The 18,881-nt window shown below is 43.2% G+C and carries 12 protein-coding genes, 2 tRNA genes, 3 rRNA genes and 1 pseudogene; 12 read left to right on the top strand and 6 right to left on the bottom strand.

What is annotated here, in order from left to right:
• Positions 1–59: 59 nt before the first annotated feature.
• The gene (locus TY03_RS08410) at positions 60–2,006 is read left to right on the top strand and encodes a portal protein (protein WP_042368874.1); all 1,947 of its coding nucleotides are present in this window, start codon (positions 60–62) and stop codon (positions 2,004–2,006) included.
• 46 nt (positions 2,007–2,052) lie between these two features.
• Here the strand turns inward: TY03_RS08410 and TY03_RS08405 are convergent, their stop codons facing one another.
• From TY03_RS08405 to TY03_RS08390, 4 genes are read right to left on the bottom strand one after another with little or no spacing between them, the layout of a single operon-like run.
• Positions 2,053–2,490, bottom strand: coding sequence for a hypothetical protein (locus TY03_RS08405; RefSeq protein WP_052332428.1), 438 nt, complete (start codon positions 2,488–2,490; stop codon positions 2,053–2,055).
• A gap of 11 nt (positions 2,491–2,501) precedes the next feature.
• The gene (locus TY03_RS08400) at positions 2,502–4,568 is read right to left on the bottom strand and encodes a terminase (protein WP_042368873.1); all 2,067 of its coding nucleotides are present in this window, start codon (positions 4,566–4,568) and stop codon (positions 2,502–2,504) included.
• Entirely contained in the window at positions 4,546–5,040 is a 495-nt protein-coding gene (locus TY03_RS23215) for a rhomboid family intramembrane serine protease (RefSeq protein WP_074434146.1), read from the bottom strand. Before TY03_RS23215 ends, TY03_RS08400 begins: the two co-directional genes overlap by 23 nt.
• Positions 4,998–5,444 carry a hypothetical protein gene (locus TY03_RS08390; RefSeq protein ID WP_042368869.1) on the bottom strand — a complete coding sequence of 149 codons (447 nt, stop codon included), beginning with the start codon at positions 5,442–5,444 and terminating at the stop codon, positions 4,998–5,000. The genes TY03_RS23215 and TY03_RS08390 overlap by 43 nt, the downstream gene beginning before the upstream one ends.
• 144 nt (positions 5,445–5,588) lie before the next feature.
• Here TY03_RS08390 and TY03_RS08385 point away from each other — a divergent pair, with 144 nt between their 5' ends.
• The 11 genes and pseudogenes from TY03_RS08385 (at position 5,589) to rrf (ending at position 17,222) form a co-directional block, all read left to right on the top strand.
• The gene (locus TY03_RS08385; protein WP_042368868.1) at positions 5,589–6,380 is read left to right on the top strand and encodes a hypothetical protein; all 792 of its coding nucleotides are present in this window, start codon (positions 5,589–5,591) and stop codon (positions 6,378–6,380) included.
• Positions 6,381–6,407: 27 nt separating this feature from the next.
• Positions 6,408–7,781: an SU10 major capsid protein gene (locus tag TY03_RS08380; RefSeq protein WP_042368867.1), complete on the top strand. Its 1,374-nt coding sequence runs from the start codon at positions 6,408–6,410 to the stop codon at positions 7,779–7,781.
• Between the two features lie 71 nt (positions 7,782–7,852).
• Positions 7,853–8,323: a hypothetical protein gene (locus TY03_RS08375; protein WP_042368866.1), complete on the top strand. Its 471-nt coding sequence runs from the start codon at positions 7,853–7,855 to the stop codon at positions 8,321–8,323.
• 2 nt (positions 8,324–8,325) lie between these two features.
• Entirely contained in the window at positions 8,326–8,967 is a 642-nt protein-coding gene (locus TY03_RS08370; RefSeq protein WP_042368865.1) for a hypothetical protein, read from the top strand.
• Positions 8,964–10,325, top strand: coding sequence for a hypothetical protein (locus TY03_RS08365; RefSeq protein ID WP_042368864.1), 1,362 nt, complete (start codon positions 8,964–8,966; stop codon positions 10,323–10,325). Before TY03_RS08370 ends, TY03_RS08365 begins: the two co-directional genes overlap by 4 nt.
• A pseudogene (locus TY03_RS08360) lies at positions 10,307–10,943 on the top strand (malate dehydrogenase); the annotation flags it as partial. The gene TY03_RS08365 and the pseudogene TY03_RS08360, both read left to right, overlap by 19 nt.
• 751 nt (positions 10,944–11,694) lie before the next feature.
• Positions 11,695–13,213: ribosomal RNA gene (locus TY03_RS08355) — 16S ribosomal RNA — on the top strand.
• Positions 13,214–13,361: 148 nt separating this feature from the next.
• Positions 13,362–13,435: transfer RNA gene (locus tag TY03_RS08350), tRNA-Ile, on the top strand.
• Positions 13,436–13,449: 14 nt separating this feature from the next.
• Positions 13,450–13,523, top strand: a tRNA-Ala gene (locus tag TY03_RS08345).
• 186 nt (positions 13,524–13,709) lie between these two features.
• Positions 13,710–16,578 (top strand): 23S ribosomal RNA (locus tag TY03_RS08340).
• A gap of 533 nt (positions 16,579–17,111) precedes the next feature.
• A 5S ribosomal RNA gene (gene rrf / locus TY03_RS08335) occupies positions 17,112–17,222 on the top strand.
• Together the 16S, 23S and 5S rRNA genes with 2 tRNA genes alongside form the textbook arrangement of a ribosomal RNA operon.
• Positions 17,223–17,773: 551 nt before the next feature.
• Here the strand turns inward: rrf and TY03_RS08330 are convergent.
• On the bottom strand, positions 17,774–18,532 hold the full coding sequence (locus TY03_RS08330) for a biotin--[acetyl-CoA-carboxylase] ligase (protein WP_042368863.1): 759 nt from the start codon (positions 18,530–18,532) through the stop codon (positions 17,774–17,776).
• The gene (locus TY03_RS08325) at positions 18,516–18,872 is read right to left on the bottom strand and encodes an MmcQ/YjbR family DNA-binding protein (RefSeq protein ID WP_042368861.1); all 357 of its coding nucleotides are present in this window, start codon (positions 18,870–18,872) and stop codon (positions 18,516–18,518) included. The genes TY03_RS08330 and TY03_RS08325 overlap by 17 nt, the downstream gene beginning before the upstream one ends.
• Between the last annotated feature and the right edge of the window lie 9 nt (positions 18,873–18,881).

The raw sequence follows: 18,881 nt of genomic DNA, 5'->3' as shown, positions 1-18,881 counted from the left end.
TTAATGGATAGAATAGCTAAGTGATCTGTTCTGATTTCCTTTGTCAAAAATGTATAATCATGGCAAAGAGAAAGTTGATTCCAAAATCAAGAATAACAGAAAACGATGAATTGGATAGTTTGAAGCGAGATAGAACGCGTGAACTAGGTAGTAACTTCGATATTCTGCTGCAGGCTCAGCATTGCTGGGATAGCTTGCGGGCATATCGCGAGGAACGTGCTAGAAACAAACGATATACCTATGGAGACCAATGGAGTGATATGATAGAGTATGATGGAAAGACAATTACCGAAGAAAGATATATCATGGAGCAGGGTAGTGTCCCATTAAAAAATAACTTAATCAGGCGACTAGTTCGCACGGTGATGGGAACCTATAGAGGTCAGAGTAAGGAGCCTACATGTACGGCTAACGATAGGGACGAACAGAAGCTTGGCGAAACTATGAGTATCGCATTGCAATGCAACTGGAAAGCTAATCGAATGCAAGAAGTAAATGGTCGTATTTTCGAAGAGTTTCTTATTGGTGGAGGGGCGTTTGAAAAGGAGACATATGGGTGGAGAAACGATAAAATGGACTGTTGGAGTGATATGGTGAGTTCTAATCATATCTTTTTTGATAGTGTAATGAGGGATGTGAGACATTGGGATCTTTCTCTTATCGGGGAGATACACGACTTGACTTTTGAACAACTATGTGTGTCATTCGCGAAGTCTCCTGATGACTACAGAAAGTTTAGGGAAATATACAATCTTGCTGCTGATAGGAGGTATTTATCAGAGTACGCAGACCGTTTGGCAAATAGCGATCTGAAAAATATTGATTTTCTATCATCATACGACACTAACTTATGCCGGGTGATAGAAGTATGGAGAAAAGAACAAAAGCCTAGATATAGATGCCATGACTATTTGAACGGTGATTATTATAAGGACGAGGTAAGTAACCTTCGAAATATAGAGGCAGAAAATAATTCGAGGATAGAGGAGGGGCTTTCCGCAGGTATGGCGGTAGATGATATTCCTCTGATTGAATACGAATGGTTCATGGATGACTATTGGTATTATCGTTTTCTAACTCCTTTTGGGCAATGCTTGATGGAGGGAGAAACACCTTATAAACATAGGAGCCACCCTTATACTATTAAGTTGTATCCTTTTATAGATGGGGAGGTACATAGTTTCGTGAGTGACGTAATCGATCAACAGCGATACGTGAATAGGTTGATAACGTTGAATGACTTTATTATTCGTGCGAGTGCTAAGGGTGCTCTTCTGGTTCCGGAGGAGTGTATACCTGAGCATATGACGCCTGAAGACTTCTCTGATGAATGGGCGAGATTTAATGGTGTGATCGTATACACTTCTGGAAAGACGGATAAAGTGCCTACTCAAGTCGCTAATAAAAGTACAAATATTGGCATATCTGAAATGTTGCAGCTGCAGATGAATTTGATGGAGGATGTAACAGGAGTGACCGGAGCCCTGCAAGGGAAGCAAGGGTATTCCGGCATGAGTGCTTCACTTTATCAGCAGCAGCAGCAAAATGCATCCTCTTCTTTGCTTGATTTGCTAGAATCATTCTCTAGTTTTATCATAGAATCTAGTATTAAAAAAGTGAAGAATATACAGCAGTTTTATGATAGCAAACGAGTGCTTAATATTGTTGGGAAGAATGCAAATGGTGTTTCGGAATATGATCCAGAGAAAATCAATGATGTAGAGTTTGACCTTTCGATTGTTGAAAGTGCCAATACACCGGCTTATAGAATGATAGCCAATGATTTCTTGATGGAAATATGGAAGGCCGGGCAAATAAGTATAGAGCAGTTGCTTGAAAATGGAAACTTCCCATTTGCGGATCAATTACTGCAGAGTATTAAGAGTCAACGTGAAGAGGTTGAAAACGGTAATATTCCCCAAGGTATTTCTCCTGATTTGCAACAAAAAATTGCACAGTCCGCTAATCCTCAAGCGGTACAGCAACTTCAAACGGCCATGAAATAGGAGGAAATCAAATAGGGCGTTAAAAGATTAACGCCCTATTTGATTTCTATCTAACCGCCATCTTATATTGAATAACCAGTAATTTTAATCTTATTCTAAGACGTGTTAAAAGAGGAAGACGGAATTCCTTTTTTCGAGTGATGCGCGATTCTTTCATATATTTATGGAACATAACGCGTTTGGCCTCCCTAGTAATCGGAGTTATGGCTTCTTTTTCCTTGCACTGAAATGTGTATGGAGTGAAGTAGAAACTTTCACGCTTGAGATCAACTATTTTTGCGGAGTATGACATTCTGCCGGTATGTTTCAGGCTTCGGAATGATGGCCGATGCATGATGATGAGTTTGTCTTTGTCGTCTGGCATGACGAAGTATCGTTTGCCGGTTCTTGCATGCGTTTTATCCGCTAAACGGATGGCTAATTTTAACTTTAGTTCGTCTACGTTGTAGTGGATGTAATTTGATAGTAATGTAATCAGTTTCATAACTTTGGGTTTTATAAGGTTGCTGCAGAGATTGTTTTCCTCTTGGCTACCTTTGGTTTATCTTCAATTATTTTAGGTATGGGCATATTGTTGGAAATATGTAGGGCAATAGCGCGAGTCATTAATTTGTCATCATGCTTGCCGTCGATAGCACCAAATGCCCCGTTCTTTTTCTTCTCATAGCAGAGGTATTCGTCAATTGTAGCGTTATCTCTCTCGATGTAAAGTTGCTCTTCGATATATCGGACTAGATTATCAATAATAAGTGGTTTTGTTAATCGGTTGGTTTGGAATCCCCACATGGTTGGTCGACCTTCTTTGATAGATTGCTCGGAGGCTTCGCGCTTGTACATATTGGGGTAGATCTCGCCGATTTGATTGAGGATGTATTCGGTGTGATCTCCATCGGTATCTTGATCTTTTTCGTAGGTGTTGCTCTCTACAACAAGAAGTGCCCTGTTATAGAACTCGGCTATCTGTGCCATTTTCCATGCTAAAAGATCGTGGCGGATGTGTCCGCTCCATTCTGCTACAATGACCGGCTTGTCGCCATAGGCGAGCCAAAACCGATCTAATACAGCGATAATTGAGAAGTCGGCTTTGTCTGAGCGGCCACCTACATCGACAACTACCAGGTAACGGTTGCTGACGTGTATTTCTTTGTCGGGCATCTCCCATACCCGGAATGCTCCTTGTTTGCTTGATACGAAATGCGTGCCGGAGAGGGCTTTTTTCCCTTCGGTGGCTTCTCCTCTTATTTCTCCGATGTGGCGAGGGTCGCGGCAGTATTTCCGTAGTTCCTCGACCGCATACTGGTCGAATACTTTTTTTCCGGAATGCTTGAATGCTTCGACGTCGTCGGATGGAAACTCAGCTGCCATATCGGAATGCGAGTTGTAGGATCTCCGTTTGCTGACGTACCAATTGATGGCTTCGAGGGTGGCGCCCATTTTCCAAAGCTTCCAGATGTATCGGCCGCATTCGGAGCGTGATGTTTCCTCTGTATTATTTCTATTGTCAATAATCCAGTTAGCGAATTCCTCTCTTTCTTGTTCTGATTTGAATGGTTTCGCGTACATGTCTATTTCAAACCAAGAAACGAAAACAGGAGTACGGTCAGATTCTCCATCTTTGGCGGCCAGCCATTCGGTATGAAAAAAGTTGCCGGTTCCGTTGGCAGTTGACTCGATAACGTCCATCGTTAACGGCTCTAAAAGAATAGATGAAGAAACGGAACGAATGATATCTTCGGGAGTTTTCCCATCGGTCGCTTTCCATAACCCTACTTCTGACATGTGAGCCAGTGATATATCACCTCCACGAATGGAGTCCGGACGTTCGGCTGTTCCAATACAAATAACAGAATCGCGCGCTATCTCTCCTTTTTGACTGATAATAGTGTCATTGTGTGATCCCTCATAGGGTGTAAGTTCGAGCTTCCGTCCAGATGAAAGTCCTAACAGCTCGGGTGGGTATTCTTTCAGCATCTTCGAGTACATGGCGCGTATTTTTCGAGAGGTACCAGCATCTTGAGCTACGATAGCGGAATAGAACCCTTCCTTGTGTACGAGTTGAATCCATGCCATGTATATTTGTACAAGTGTAGAGCCACCCCATTGGCGCGCCTTTAGTAGGATAACCCTGATAGGAAGGTTCTCCAATCGCATTTTTTCTAGAACAAGCAGAAGTTTGCGTTGTGGCCTATTGAGCTTGAATGGTATGTTCTTGCCTCCAAACTTGTTTTTAATTTTGACATAGGAATATGCCCAGAAGCAGAAGTCGTGCTTTATACGAAGGAATACGAGTTGTCGAATTAGGTTTTCGCGCTCTTGATCGAGTTCGTCATCGGGGATATTGAGTGACTTGAGAAATGCATGTATGGATCCGTACTTGATTAATTGAATAACCAATTTCTTTTTGCGCATAGATAGGGGAATAAACTGTACGGGGATCGCATAGTCTGGCAATGAGAGTTTTACTCGTTCGAGCGGCGCTCCTTCTCCTGTGAGCGGATTGAACGTACTGTCTATGGTGTGCTTCCGCTTTACGTCTTCTTTAATGAGTTCGGCGGTAGTCATGATTGAATTGTTTTATGTTACGTGTGAATAACGCTATCATACCTCCAAGTAGAAAGGATATTAAATGATTGACACCTGCAATTTGTGGCATAATGAATCCTGCTGCCAAGATGCTTACTATGTATATCACATTAGTTCGAGTAGGTATCTGTATGATGTTTATTCCGATCATAGCAAATATAGCTCCGGATATACCAATTGTTGGTTTTCCAGATGTATACATAAAAGAAGAAACTACGGTAATTGTATATAATATTGGTATTAGTATTTGTTTAGGATAAGTTCGTTCATTGAGGCAAAACCATATGGCATACAGATTGCAAATAAGATGCATGATACTCCCATGAAAAAATGGATAAGAGAAATGTGTCCACCAGGGAGAATACGATGATACGCCATAGACTGAACTAGAAAATCCGGATAGGTGTATTACCGTAAGAATGGCAATAATCGTAATCTTTGTTCGTAACATCTCTTTTTGATTTGACTGATTATAACTTTGGCTGATTCAGGGGTCATATAGAAACAGGGGGCTTCGGAGGAGACAACTTCTTCTACTAATAGATAGAGGAGAGCTTCAGGATATTGGTCTTGAAGTTTAGAAACTCGATGGTATATCTCAGCAAACATTTTTTGTTTGTTATCGCTCATATAGCTGATGTCACCTCCCTTCATCATATATGATACTACTTTCCTGGCCTGTTCCTCTGACACCCAGAATCTTTTAGACTTTTGCGATACCATTTTTCGATAGATTTGACACATCCCATCTGTGGGTAGCGCGGATAAAATACACTCTTTGAATACGCGCAGAAGATCTGCGTTTCGCTCATCGCGATACTCGAAAAAACGACCTTTCTTTCCTCTTCTTCCCATAATAATAAAAAAATCAAATAGCTATCCGTCTGACAGATACAAAATTAGTAAGAAATGATCAATGCTCGTTAATATGTAGAAAAAGATATAGACAAGTGAAGAGTACATTTGCCGAAAAGGAGAACTAATATAAAGTTTAAATGTATGGTAGATTCTGAAAAACAAGAAGTTAAGACAAAGAAGCAATTGTTTCTAGAGAGACTGATGGCTAAGAGACCTGAATTAAATGTTGAAGACGAGGAGTCTGTTTACGGGTCTATTAACGACGATTACGACGCTTACGACGGCGAACTTAATGGATATAAAGAGAATGAGGGAAAGCTTTTGAATGCCTTTAATAAGGATCCCAGAATTGCAAGCCTCTTCTTGGCTATCACTAAAGAAGAAAATCCACTGTTGTATCTGATTGATAATTTCGGGCAAGATGACATTCGCGCTGCACTTGATGATCCGGAGATGAAAGATAAAATTGTAGAGAAGCACAATGCCTATCTTGAAAGACAACTTAAAAATAGCAAGATGGAAGAGGAGGCAAAGAAGAACATTATTGCTTCCCTTGATGCATTGGAGTCGGCAAAGGATGAATTAAATTGTAGTGACGAGGATGCCGATAAGGCATTTGAGCTATTTGCACAGATACAGGAAGATGCTATTGTTGACAAGATTACAAAAGAAACATGGGCTATCATTCTAAAGGGAGTCACTCATGATGCGGATATGGAAAATGCTGCGCATGAGGCTGAAATAAGAGGTCGGAATTCGAAAATAGATCGAGAGAAGAAGAAAACAACGACGCCGGAAAATATGCCACCGCAGTTGGGTGGACAAGGTGCTTTGAATGATAATTCAAAGAATAAACCTGTTATTGAAGGTGCGTTAGCTAAATATGGAGAAGGCGGATCTGACGATATATGGGAGAGAGGTAAAGCAAAATAATTTATTTATTAATATCAAAACAAGATTATGAGAAAAAGTATTTTTTGGAAAATTGCAGGGGCTTTGCTTCTGATGATTGTAGCATTTGTGACAGGTGCATCGGGTAGTGTATTGTTTGCTGAGGGAGCGGTTGACTTGCCAGATGGCGGTAAGACAATAGATGGTGCCGCAACCGTAACTAAAGGTGAGGTAGCCGTTGATGAGTTGTATACGCAGGAGATCGACAAACGTATTACCAAAATCCGACCGATGGCAACACCCATAGATCAAATAACCCGTCATGCCAAAGCAATGAGCACGAAAAGCATGGAGGTAAAGTATTATACTGTTGGTACGCGTCCTATTAAAGGAAAGTTGACTGCCGAATTCACTGCGCAAACTACGGGTAATACTGCGGAGCTTACGGTGAATGATCCAGATATGTTTGGTGAAGCTGATACTATCCGTGTAGTAGGTGTGATGGGATATAAGGACGATGGATCGACATTGGATACAAAGGAGTTGGTTCTTTGCGTGTCTGGAGCAGCTGCATCTGGTAATCCATTAGTATATGCTGTCAATGGCAAAAAGGATGGTAAAGGAAACAATATTTGGATTCCGACCATTGCCAATAACACAATTCTTGTCCGTATGGGAAAGGCTTGTGCTGAGCTTGATGCACAGACTGGTTCATTTAACAACATTCCAACGCCCGAGGTGCAGTATTGCCAGAATTTTATGACGCAGGTAGAACAGTCTACCCTTGATAAATTAAGCAGCAAGGAAGTAGACTGGAATTTCAGTGATTTAGAAGAGGATTCTATTTTCGATATGCGTATGGGTATGGAAAATACATTTTTGTTTGGTGTAAAAGGGAAAGCTAATCATCCTGTTAAAAAGCAAAATGTGTGGTTTACCGGTGGAATCTGGTGGATGGCAGGTAAGGATATCATCGTAGGGGAATGGAATGATACAACTTCTTCGGCTGAGATTACCGATAATGAGCTGGTTGATATTACGAAAGATCTGTTTACCGGTGTTGGCGTTGGAAATAAGCGTAAAATTCTGTTTGCTGGTAGTGATATGCTTGCGGCTTTCTCTAAAATTAAATCGGATAAGTTTAGACTGAAGGAAAGCGTGGAAAATTGGAGCCTCAAATTTAAGAGCTTTGATACGGATTTCGGAGAAGTGCTGGTGATTCATCATGAGTTATTCGATCAGAACGGTATGAGCGATTGTGGCTTGGTGCTTGATCCTCAGTTTCTAACTAAACGAACTTTTGTAAGTTGGAGCAGAAATATTTTAGACTTGAAGAGTGCTGGTATTCGTAATACGGATGCAGTGGTATTGCAGGAGATTAGCTGTGTCTATTTGCGTTATGCTAAGGCTCATGCTCGTCTGAAATTGGCAAAGAAGGCTTAATAAACAAGAAGTGTGTAACTAGAAGAGGGACGGGGTGATCCTGATCCCTCTTTTTAAAAACTCAAAGTACGATGATTAAAGTATATAGATGTGTTTCTGAAATTTCTTTTAATCTGAAAATTGGTGGGAATAAGAGAAGGATCAATTTTGACCCGGTTTGTGGTGGAAAGAGTCAGTACAGAACCAACGAAAATGAGGTGCAGGAGGGTATTGAAAAATTAGAGCAGTTTGGTCGCATCATTTCTATTGAGGAAATTATCAAAGAGGAAGGAGATGATGAAGCTGTTGTATTAGATAGTGAGTCAGGAGGAGAAAGTGGCGGTGGTGTTGACAATAATGGTGGAGAGACAGGGAATGGTCTTGAAAATGGAAATGTCGGCATAGTTGGTGGTGATGAGAAAGATATTCAGAGTGAGATTACTTCTTTCGCTGAAGCAAAAGAGTACCTGATAACAAAAGGATGCGAAAAGACAATAAGAAGTAGAGATCATATTATCGCTTATGCAAAAGAGCTTGGTATTGAATTTCCTAATTTGAAGTAAGCATGAATTATAGCATTCAAGATATAGTAAGAGAGGTTCGTAAAGCATTGGACGAGAACGAGGTTCATGCGTCATTTATTGAGGATGTTTATACTCTATCGTTGAATGCTATCATAGAACAGAAAATACCTGATGCTGTAAGAAGTGTGACCGAGGCAGCTCCGTCCCGTTTGTTGGATGGCGGGGTTGCTTTTGCTACTACGCTGAATTGGGAAAGTGGCACGGTAGGTAAAGGGATGGGGTATGCATTACTTCCAGATGATTTTATGAGACTTGTTATTTTTCAGATGAATGACTGGAGAAGGCCGGTTGTTACGCCAATTGAAGATACTGATCCACTCTATTTTCTTCAAAAATCTAAATTTTCGGGGATAAGAGGAGGCATTGACAAACCGATTTGTGCAATAACAACTTACCCTACAGGGAAGGTAATGGAGTTTTATTCGTGTGTTGGTGGTGCGGATGTTACTGTAAAAGTGGCAAAATATCTTCCATTCCCTACTATTAAGAATGGAAGTATTGATGTTTGCAGGAATTTGTACACTCCCGTTATCTACTATATCGCTGGACTAGTTTCTAATACCTATAAAGACAAGGAACACGGGGATGTATTATTTGCAATCGCTAATGATTATTTGAAATGAAGGATGCACATGACTTAGGGACGTTTGAAACGTTAGAGAGGGTTTGGGATTTGTATCCGTATGGAGGGTGTCCGGGAGATTATATAACTATAGCCGGGGTTGTTATTTATTGGAATGATGATCGAAGGGTGTGGGGAGATAGTGGAGACCATGTTTCTACCACGGAAGATCAGCATGTAGAAGGCGGCTTGATTGTTGATGGGAATTTGACAATTGGTGGAAGCACGAAAGGTAAGAGTGCTTCGTTTACGATGTTGAAGGTTGAGAGTCTCGAAGTAGAGAATCCGCCATATGCGGAGATGATCCATGATCATGATGATGTGTATGCAAAGAAAGGAGACATTCCATCTGTTGATGGTTACGCCACGCAAAAATGGGTGGAGAGAAAGGGGTATTTAACGAATTTAGATTTGAACGGATATGCTACCGAGGATTGGGTAGAAAGTAAGATTTCCAGCAGTGCTCCTTCTTTACCTATTGCGTCATCTTCTATCTTAGGCGGAGTAAAGATAGGGAAGAATATTAGTATTAACAAAGATGGGGTAATTTCTGCAGATAATGTTTATGAATTGACAAAGGATAAGATACTGTCTGTTCTGCGGGATGAGAATGGGTTGATTAGCTTGGATGCTAATTTAGCACTGTCTGGCGGTTTAGTTAATTACGCAAACTTAGGAAATGTAGATTTACCTTCTATTTACGATGGTATACCCATCGATGGAACCACCATCGGCCGCGATTCATCCGGGGCACTTACCGTATTGGGTGGTGTAGGGTCCGACTTCGACGCAACGCAGATGTGGACCTCCTTATCCGGATCAGGTGCAGAGCAGATCAACAAGTCTCACCTCACCGAAGCTCTTGCCGGTTACGCACGTACTTCCGATATCCCATCTTTAACAGGATATGCCACCGAGTCTTGGGTAAATGATAAAGGCTATGTCACCACTACCAGGCTCAACGAGTTGATAGGCGGTGCATCGTCTGCCTTCGACACACTGAAGGAGATAGAGGACTATATTAATTCGCACGAAAGTGTAACAGCCGGTCTGATCGCATCGCTAGGTAACAAGGTCGATAAGGTTACAGGTATGGGGCTATCGGAGCACAGCTTTACAACCGCCTTGCGAGACAAGCTCAACAGCATTGCCGACGGTGCCAACAAGTATATTCTTCCCGTGGCCAAAGCAGCCGTATTAGGCGGTGTAATGATCGGTAGCAATATCAACGTCAATGCTCAGGGAGTAATCAGCGTAGAAGCTCCTTACAGCCATCCTACGCAAAAAGCTATAACGGCCGGAGCTGCACGTCACTTCTTAACCGGTCTTGCCGTTAAGGAGTATGGTCAAATGTCTTGAAATACACGCGCAGTTCTAACATTGTATTGGTTTCTAATCCAATGGATACCATGACTTATTTGGCGTTGAAGTCACTCGGTTTGCCTAAAAACCGTATCATTGGTATGGGGGGGGGCTTTGGATAGCTCTCGTTTCAAATACTTCTTGTCTCAAGCCTTAGGTTGCAATGCTAACGAAGTAGAAGGTATGGTTATCGGTGGACACGGCGATACTACTATGATTCCTTTGGCTCGTTTTGCTACTTATAAAGGATTGCCTATCTGCAACTTTCTTTCTGCTGAAAAGATAGATGAAGTGGTAAAATCAACTATGGTTGGTGGAGCTACATTGACAGGCTTGTTGGGAACTTCTGCATGGTATGCACCAGGTGCGGCAGGAGCATTTGTTGTTGAGTCAATTCTTCACAATCAAATGAAGATGATTCCTTGTTCAGTGGCACTTGAAGGTGAATATGGTGAACATGATCTTTGCTGTGGTGTACCTGTAATTCTGGGTAAGAATGGTATCGAGAAAATCGTAGAACTTCCTTTGAACGAAGAAGAGATGGCTAAGTTTAAGGCGAGTGCTGAGGCTGTTCGTAAAACAAACGCTGACTTGAAAACAGTAGGAGCTCTTTAATTTACTGCTTCTATTATTAAATAAAAGAGGTCGTTTCATCTAGGTGAAACGACCTTTCTTGCTTATATTGATTAGAAGCTTTTTCTATGGACAAAGGTATTGGGGTGATTGCCACGTGGTGTGTTTCTAATTGTTCTTGACGATATTGTTTGAAAATACGCGCGCGTATATATTATAATGTGTTCTCTCTTTGCTTTCCTTTTCTCCCTTCCTGACTTATGTTTTATAACACATCTCTCATTCAGCCTATTACAACTTAATTTCCTTTTTATTCGAAATAAAAGGTGTTTAAGTTTGGCTTGTATGGGTAAAAAGCCTACTTTTGCATCCGCTTAGCAAGAGAAGCTAAGCCTTGAAAGATTGACATTCTGTTTAAAAGCTCGCAGAGGCTTTTCTTCCTTTCGCAAGAGAGACGACAAGAGAAGCGCACGAGACGAAAAAGAAAAACAAAAAAACTTCTCAAAAGTTTTGGTGTTTTAAAAATAAAGTCTTACCTTTGCATCCGCTTTTAAAACGAAGCATACTTAAAGAAGCGTTCTTTGAAAGATTTACATAAACAATACAAGTAGTACAAGAGCGAGAGACTTGTCTTTTTAGATAGGAATCTCGGGTAAAATTTTAAAACCGTCAATGATTTGATTCATTACAAATGAAACAGGGATTTGAATAAACGTCAATAAATTTACAACATCCTAACAGAGCAAGAATTCGATTACTGAGTGTAAATTTGGTAATCAATCAAAATACTTTTACAATGAAGAGTTTGATCCTGGCTCAGGATGAACGCTAGCTACAGGCTTAACACATGCAAGTCGAGGGGTAGCAGGGTAGCAATACCGCTGACGACCGGCGCACGGGTGAGTAACACGTATCCAACCTACCATTCACACGGGGATAGCCTTTCGAAAGAAAGATTAATACCCGATAGTATAGCGATAAGGCATCTTATTGCTATTAAAGAATTTCGGTGTTTGATGGGGATGCGTTCCATTAGATTGTTGGTGAGGTAACGGCTCACCAAGTCTTCGATGGATAGGGGTTCTGAGAGGAAGGTCCCCCACATTGGAACTGAGACACGGTCCAAACTCCTACGGGAGGCAGCAGTGAGGAATATTGGTCAATGGACGAGAGTCTGAACCAGCCAAGTAGCGTGAAGGATGAAGGCCCTATGGGTCGTAAACTTCTTTTATAGGGGAATAAAGTGCGGAACGTGTTCCGCTTTGTATGTACCCTACGAATAAGGATCGGCTAACTCCGTGCCAGCAGCCGCGGTAATACGGAGGATCCGAGCGTTATCCGGATTTATTGGGTTTAAAGGGAGCGTAGGTGGACGTATAAGTCAGTTGTGAAAGTTTGCGGCTCAACCGTAAAATTGCAGTTGATACTGTATGTCTTGAGTGTACAAGAGGTGGGCGGAATTCGTGGTGTAGCGGTGAAATGCTTAGATATCACGAAGAACTCCGATTGCGAAGGCAGCTCACTAGAGTACAACTGACACTGAGGCTCGAAAGTGTGGGTATCAAACAGGATTAGATACCCTGGTAGTCCACACAGTAAACGATGAATACTCGCTGTTTGCGATATACAGTAAGCGGCCAAGCGAAAGCATTAAGTATTCCACCTGGGGAGTACGCCGGCAACGGTGAAACTCAAAGGAATTGACGGGGGCCCGCACAAGCGGAGGAACATGTGGTTTAATTCGATGATACGCGAGGAACCTTACCCAGGCTTAAATTGCAAATGAATATGGATGAAAGTTCATAGCCTTCGGGCATTTGTGAAGGTGCTGCATGGTTGTCGTCAGCTCGTGCCGTGAGGTGTCGGCTTAAGTGCCATAACGAGCGCAACCCTTATCTTTAGTTACTAACAGGTCATGCTGAGGACTCTAAAGAGACTGCCGTCGTAAGATGCGAGGAAGGTGGGGATGACGTCAAATCAGCACGGCCCTTACGTCTGGGGCTACACACGTGTTACAATGGGGGGTACAGAAGGCAGCTACACAGCGATGTGATGCTAATCCCAAAAGCCTCTCTCAGTTCGGATCGAAGTCTGCAACCCGACTTCGTGAAGCTGGATTCGCTAGTAATCGCGCATCAGCCACGGCGCGGTGAATACGTTCCCGGGCCTTGTACACACCGCCCGTCAAGCCATGGGAGCCGGGGGTACCTGAAGTACGTAACCGCAAGGAGCGTCCTAGGGTAAAACTGGTGACTGGGGCTAAGTCGTAACAAGGTAGCCGTACCGGAAGGTGCGGCTGGAACACCTCCTTTCTGGAGTGTATGTTGTGAACGACGTTTATAACAAGGTTTTAAAGAGGAACCACCATAAGAACCTCTTCGTACTACGTGTAGTTGTTTATTTAAAATATAGATTGAAAGAGAAAAAAGAAGCCGAGCCGAAAGGCAAGGGTTTGAACATAGTCCTATAGCTCAGTTGGTTAGAGCGCTACACTGATAATGTAGAGGTCGGCAGTTCAACTCTGCCTGGGACTACGAATCTCAATAACGGGGGATTAGCTCAGCTGGCTAGAGCACCTGCCTTGCACGCAGGGGGTCAACGGTTCGAATCCGTTATTCTCCACTCTTGAGAATGTTAGGATAGACTGCAAGTCAATCCTACAACTTCGACACTGTCGAAGTATTCTCACAACGATCTTTGACATGATGATACAAAACCAAAAAAGTTAAAATAGTAATTAAGCTAAAAGTATATATCGAACCATACGTTCAATTGTGTAAATAATTGATCTGTGACCGGTAAGAAGAAAGTAAGCAAGGGCGCATGGCGGATGCCTTGGCTCTCGGAGGCGATGAAGGACGTGATAAGCTGCGATAAGCTTCGGGTAGGTGCAAATGACCTTTGATCCGAAGATTTCCGAATGGGACAACCCAATATCTTGAAGAGATATTATCCTGCTTAGCAGGAGGCTAACACAGGGAACTGAAACATCTTAGTACCTGTAGGAAAAGAAAATAAATAATGATTGCGTAAGTAGTGGCGAGCGAACGCGCAGTAGCCCAAACCAATTATGTTACGGCATAGTTGGGGTTGTAGGACCACGTTGTGGGACGAAAGTTGGTGAGTAGAAGCATCTGGAAAGTTGCGCCATAGACGGTGATAGCCCGGTATACGAAGTCAACTGAACCCTAGTGGTATCCTGAGTAGTGCGGAGCACGAGGAATTCTGCATGAATCTGCCGGGACCATCCGGTAAGGCTAAATACTCCCGAGAGACCGATAGTGAACCAGTACTGTGAAGGAAAGGTGAAAAGAACTTCGAATAGAAGAGTGAAATAGTCCCTGAAACCATGCGCTTACAAGCGGTCGGAGCAGTGTAAACTGTGACGGCGTGCCTTTTGCATAATGAACCTACGAGTTACTTTTACTGGCAAGGTTAAGGATCTTGAGATCTGCAGCCGAAGCGAAAGCGAGTCTTAATAGGGCGCTTTAGTCAGTAGGAGTAGACGCGAAACCAAGTGATCTACCCTTGGGCAGGTTGAAGGTTAGGTAACACTAACTGGAGGACCGAACCGATAAGCGTTGAAAAGCTTCCGGATGACCTGAGGGTGGGGGTGAAAGGCTAATCAAACTTGGAGATAGCTCGTACTCCCCGAAATGCATTTAGGTGCAGCCTTGATTTATACTAATGTGAGGTAGAGCGACTGATAAGATGCGAGGGCTTCACCGCCTATCAAGTCTTGATAAACTCCGAATGCGCATTAGTTCTATATCAGGAGTGAGGGCATGGGTGCTAAGGTCCATGTCCGAGAGGAGAAGAATCCAGACCATCAGCTAAGGTCCCCAAATAAACACTAAGTTGAACTAACGAAGTCAGATTGCTAAGACAGCTAGGATGTTGGCTTGGAAGCAGCCATTCATTTAAAGAGTGCGTAACAGCTCACTAGTCGAGGAGTTTGGCGTGGATAATAATCGGGCATAAGTGTTTTACCGAAGCTATGGAACCAGTAATGGTTGGTAGGGGAGCATTCCACTCTGCGTTGAAGATGGAGCGTAAGCTCTGTTGGAGCGTGTGGAAAAGCAAATGTAGGTATAAGTAACGATAAAGGGGGTGAGAAACCCCCTCGCCGAAAGACTAAGGTTTCCTGATCAACGCTAATCGGATCAGGGTTAGTCGGGTCCTAAGGCTCAGCCGAACGGCGAAGTCGATGGCAGAACAGGTTAATATTCCTGTACTACCTTTAGGAGTGATGTGGAGACGGAGCAGTGATAGCGCCGCGGACTGACGGAATAGTCCGTTGAAGGGTGTAGATGTTGATCGTGGTAGGCAAATCCGCCGCGAGAGTCGAACCTGATAGTATGGAGCGTCTTTATGACAATCCAATAGTGCGTGTAAACATACTTCCAAGAAAATCCGCTAAACTTAATCCTGAAGGTACCCGTACCGTAAACGGACACACGTAGTCGGGTAGAATATACTAAGGCGCTTGAGTGAATCACGGTTAAGGAACTAGGCAAATTGACCCTGTAACTTCGGGAGAAAGGGTCCCTACTGCAAGGTAGGGCGCAGAGAATAGGTCCAGGCAACTGTTTAACAAAAACACAGGGCTGTGCAAAATTGAAAGATCACGTATACAGCCTGACACCTGCCCGGTGCTGGAAGGTTAAGAGGAGATGTCATCGCAAGAGAAGCATTGAATTGAAGCCCCAGTAAACGGCGGCCGTAACTATAACGGTCCTAAGGTAGCGAAATTCCTTGTCGGGTAAGTTCCGACCTGCACGAATGGTGTAATGATCTGGACACTGTCTCAACCGTGAGCTCAGTGAAATTGTAGTATCGGTGAAGATGCCGATTACCCGCGATGGGACGAAAAGACCCCGTGAACCTTTACTATAGCTTAACATTGAATTTGGGTAATTGATGTGTAGGATAGGTCGGAGACTTTGAAGCAGGTACGCCAGTATTTGTGGAGTCGCTGTTGAAATACGACCCTTTACTTATTTGAGTTCTAACTCGTTGATACGAGGACATTGTTTGGTGGGTAGTTTGACTGGGGTGGTCGCCTCCAAAAGTGTAACGGAGGCTTCTAAAGGTACCCTCAGGACGATTGGTAACCGTCCGTAGAGTGTAATGGCATAAGGGTGCTTGACTGGGAGACAAACAAGTCGATCAGGTAGGAAACTAGAGCATAGTGATCCGGTGTTTCTGTATGGAAAGGACATCGCTCAAAGGATAAAAGGTACTCCGGGGATAACAGGCTGATCCCTCCCAAGAGCTCATATCGACGGAGGGGTTTGGCACCTCGATGTCGGCTCGTCACATCCTGGGGCTGGAGAAGGTCCCAAGGGTTGGGCTGTTCGCCCATTAAAGTGGCACGCGAGCTGGGTTCAGAACGTCGTGAGACAGTTCGGTCTCTATCTATCGTGGGCGTATGAAATTTGCGTGGCTCTGACACTAGTACGAGAGGACCGTGTTGGACTGACCGCTGGTTTACCAGTTGTGCCGCCAGGTGCATCGCTGGGTAGCTAAGTCGGGATTGGATAAGTGCTGAAAGCATCTAAGTACGAAGCCAGCCACAAGATTAGATTTCTCAGGGTCGTTGAAGACGACAACGTTGATAGGAGGCAGGTGTAAAGATGGTAACATCAAAGCCGAGCCTTACAAAGGACATCGCTCAAAGGATAAAAGGTACTCCGGGGATAACAGGCTGATCCCTCCCAAGAGCTCATATCGACGGAGGGGTTTGGCACCTCGATGTCGGCTCGTCACATCCTGGGGCTGGAGAAGGTCCCAAGGGTTGGGCTGTTCGCCCATTAAAGTGGCACGCGAGCTGGGTTCAGAACGTCGTGAGACAGTTCGGTCTCTATCTATCGTGGGCGTATGAAATTTGCGTGGCTCTGACACTAGTACGAGAGGACCGTGTTGGACTGACCGCTGGTTTACCAGTTGTGCCGCCAGGTGCATCGCTGGGTAGCTAAGTCGGGATTGGATAAGTGCTGAAAGCATCTAAGTACGAAGCCAGCCACAAGATTAGATTTCTCAGGGTCGTTGAAGACGACAACGTTGATAGGAGGCAGGTGTAAAGATGGTAACATCAAAGCCGAGCCTTACTAATTGCCCGTACACTTTCTTCTTATAGGTGTATGGTTGGTATATCCCTTTAGCTTTGCTAGAATGATTCTTTTTTGGTTTTTGTCATGTCAACCTTATTTAGGTGGCTATAGCATCAGGGTTCCACCTCTTCCCATTCCGAACAGAGAAGTTAAGCCTGATCACGCCGATGGTACTGCGTAACAGTGGGAGAGTAGGTAGCCGCCATTTTTAGAAACGTCCCGTTAGTCGATCAGACTGACGGGACGTTTTACGTTATAGATACACCTCATAGCTCAGCTTAGCTCAGCGAAACTCACCATAGTGCATTCTCTTTCACCACAGAGGACACAGAGAACACGGAGTGGAAAAAGAGAAAGAGAGAGAAAAGAGAAGAAGAAGAAGAAGAGAAAGAAAAGGCACGAGGAAGTACAGAGGCAATACAGAGAAGTTTCCGTAGAATCTCCTCTGCGTTTCTCTTTGTATTTTCCTCTATATTCTCTGTATCCTCTGTGGTGAAAAAGGGTTTTAGTGGGTGTAGAGATCTATTTTCGAGTTGCTTTTAACATTTCAGAAATGTCTATTTCTAATCAAGCCAGTGTCTGAATTGATAATGTCTATGAAATACAATAATCATTACATGCTATAAATATTGTACTGCAAAGCTGGTGATTTTACCTAAGAAAGGTAGTATTTAATGATTTGCGATTAGGATGATGCAAGCGACTGATATTTACTAGTATCGTCTGTTCTCGATGTACATTATGCGCATAGGAAAGAAGTCACAGCAAGTGATATTTCACCTCTTTAAATGCATATTTTCTTCTTTGCCCTTTATCATCTTGCAATACAAGTATGCCTTCGGGTTCGATGTGGATAATTTCTGCCATAAACTCTCCGTGTAGATCTTCGTATCGATGCATTCCTTTCCCTCTGAAGAGAGAGGCACGGTAGCGGTCAGCAATGTTTGCTTCCTCACCGTTTTGAACAGACAGGTACTCTGTTTGTATTCGTTTCATGATTGTAGATAGAAGAGCAAGGCAATTGTGTTCTTGCCGGGTTATCTGATACAATGATACGGGGTTAGGAGCTGTACTGTGAAAAACAGTCTGATTAACATTCAGTCCGATACCCGCAATACTGCGCCCCAGACAACATCCGGTTAAATCGTGTTCAATCAGTATGCCTGCTATCTTTTGCTCATGCCAGTAAATATCATTCGGCCATTTAATCGAAAATCCTTCGGCATACCGATCCAACTCTTCTTTGATGGCAAGCGAGATGAGTTGAGAGAGAAGGAATTGCCGGCGGGCTTCCAGAAAGGTAGGATAAAGCACGAAGCTGAACATTAAATTCTTACCTGCTTCCGACTCCCAGCTATTGCCTCGTTGACCTCTGCCGGAGGTTTGATAATCGGCAACGACGGTTGTTAACTCCGTTACCGAGGACTCGTCGCAGATTGTTTTCAGATAATGATTGGTCGAATCTGTCTGTTCGAGATGTAGTAAAGGTACAGGAAACATTTCAGGGGAGTGCATCATATTCGGTACGTAGCTTTTTAGTAAACTTCTTTAAAACCTCTTCGTAAGAGTGGTCTATCAGTTGCTTAATCAAGGTATCGCCTGCATCGCCGGTTAGTGATACTTGATTCCAATATTTTTTGTTGAAGTGATAGGCACCTTCGATAGATGCGTATTGTTCGCGTAGTTCAATGGCGTAAACAAGGTCGCATTTGAGAGAGATACTATTGCCTCCTTCGAGATCGATAAGGGCAAACATCTTGCCCATTACTTTCATAACAAGTGAGTATTCATCGAATGGCAGACATTCTGTCACTGCTTTTTTACTGAGACAATACTCTCTGAGTGTTTCTATATCCATACCTGTATT

The sequence above is a fragment of the Bacteroides neonati genome, assembly GCF_000499785.1.
In the GTDB taxonomy this organism is placed as follows: domain Bacteria; phylum Bacteroidota; class Bacteroidia; order Bacteroidales; family Bacteroidaceae; genus Bacteroides; species Bacteroides neonati.
The sequence above is the reverse complement of the archived record's forward strand: the minus strand, read 5'-3'. Positions and strand labels throughout refer to the sequence as shown.

Bases quoted from the DNA above. Each gene is read 5' to 3' on its own strand.
- TY03_RS08330 (WP_042368863.1), bottom strand. From the start codon at position 18,532: ATGATGCACTCCCCTGAAATGTTTCCTGTACCTTTACTACATCTCGAA.
- TY03_RS08325 (WP_042368861.1), bottom strand. From the start codon at position 18,872: ATGGATATAGAAACACTCAGAGAGTATTGTCTCAGTAAAAAAGCAGTG.
- TY03_RS08365 (WP_042368864.1), top strand. From the start codon at position 8,964: ATGAAGGATGCACATGACTTAGGGACGTTTGAAACGTTAGAGAGGGTT.
- TY03_RS08410 (WP_042368874.1), top strand. From the start codon at position 60: ATGGCAAAGAGAAAGTTGATTCCAAAATCAAGAATAACAGAAAACGAT.
- TY03_RS08385 (WP_042368868.1), top strand. From the start codon at position 5,589: ATGGTAGATTCTGAAAAACAAGAAGTTAAGACAAAGAAGCAATTGTTT.
- TY03_RS23215 (WP_074434146.1), bottom strand. From the start codon at position 5,040: ATGTTACGAACAAAGATTACGATTATTGCCATTCTTACGGTAATACAC.
- TY03_RS08380 (WP_042368867.1), top strand. From the start codon at position 6,408: ATGAGAAAAAGTATTTTTTGGAAAATTGCAGGGGCTTTGCTTCTGATG.
- TY03_RS08375 (WP_042368866.1), top strand. From the start codon at position 7,853: ATGATTAAAGTATATAGATGTGTTTCTGAAATTTCTTTTAATCTGAAA.
- TY03_RS08370 (WP_042368865.1), top strand. From the start codon at position 8,326: ATGAATTATAGCATTCAAGATATAGTAAGAGAGGTTCGTAAAGCATTG.
- TY03_RS08405 (WP_052332428.1), bottom strand. From the start codon at position 2,490: ATGAAACTGATTACATTACTATCAAATTACATCCACTACAACGTAGAC.
- TY03_RS08400 (WP_042368873.1), bottom strand. From the start codon at position 4,568: ATGACTACCGCCGAACTCATTAAAGAAGACGTAAAGCGGAAGCACACC.
- TY03_RS08390 (WP_042368869.1), bottom strand. From the start codon at position 5,444: ATGGGAAGAAGAGGAAAGAAAGGTCGTTTTTTCGAGTATCGCGATGAG.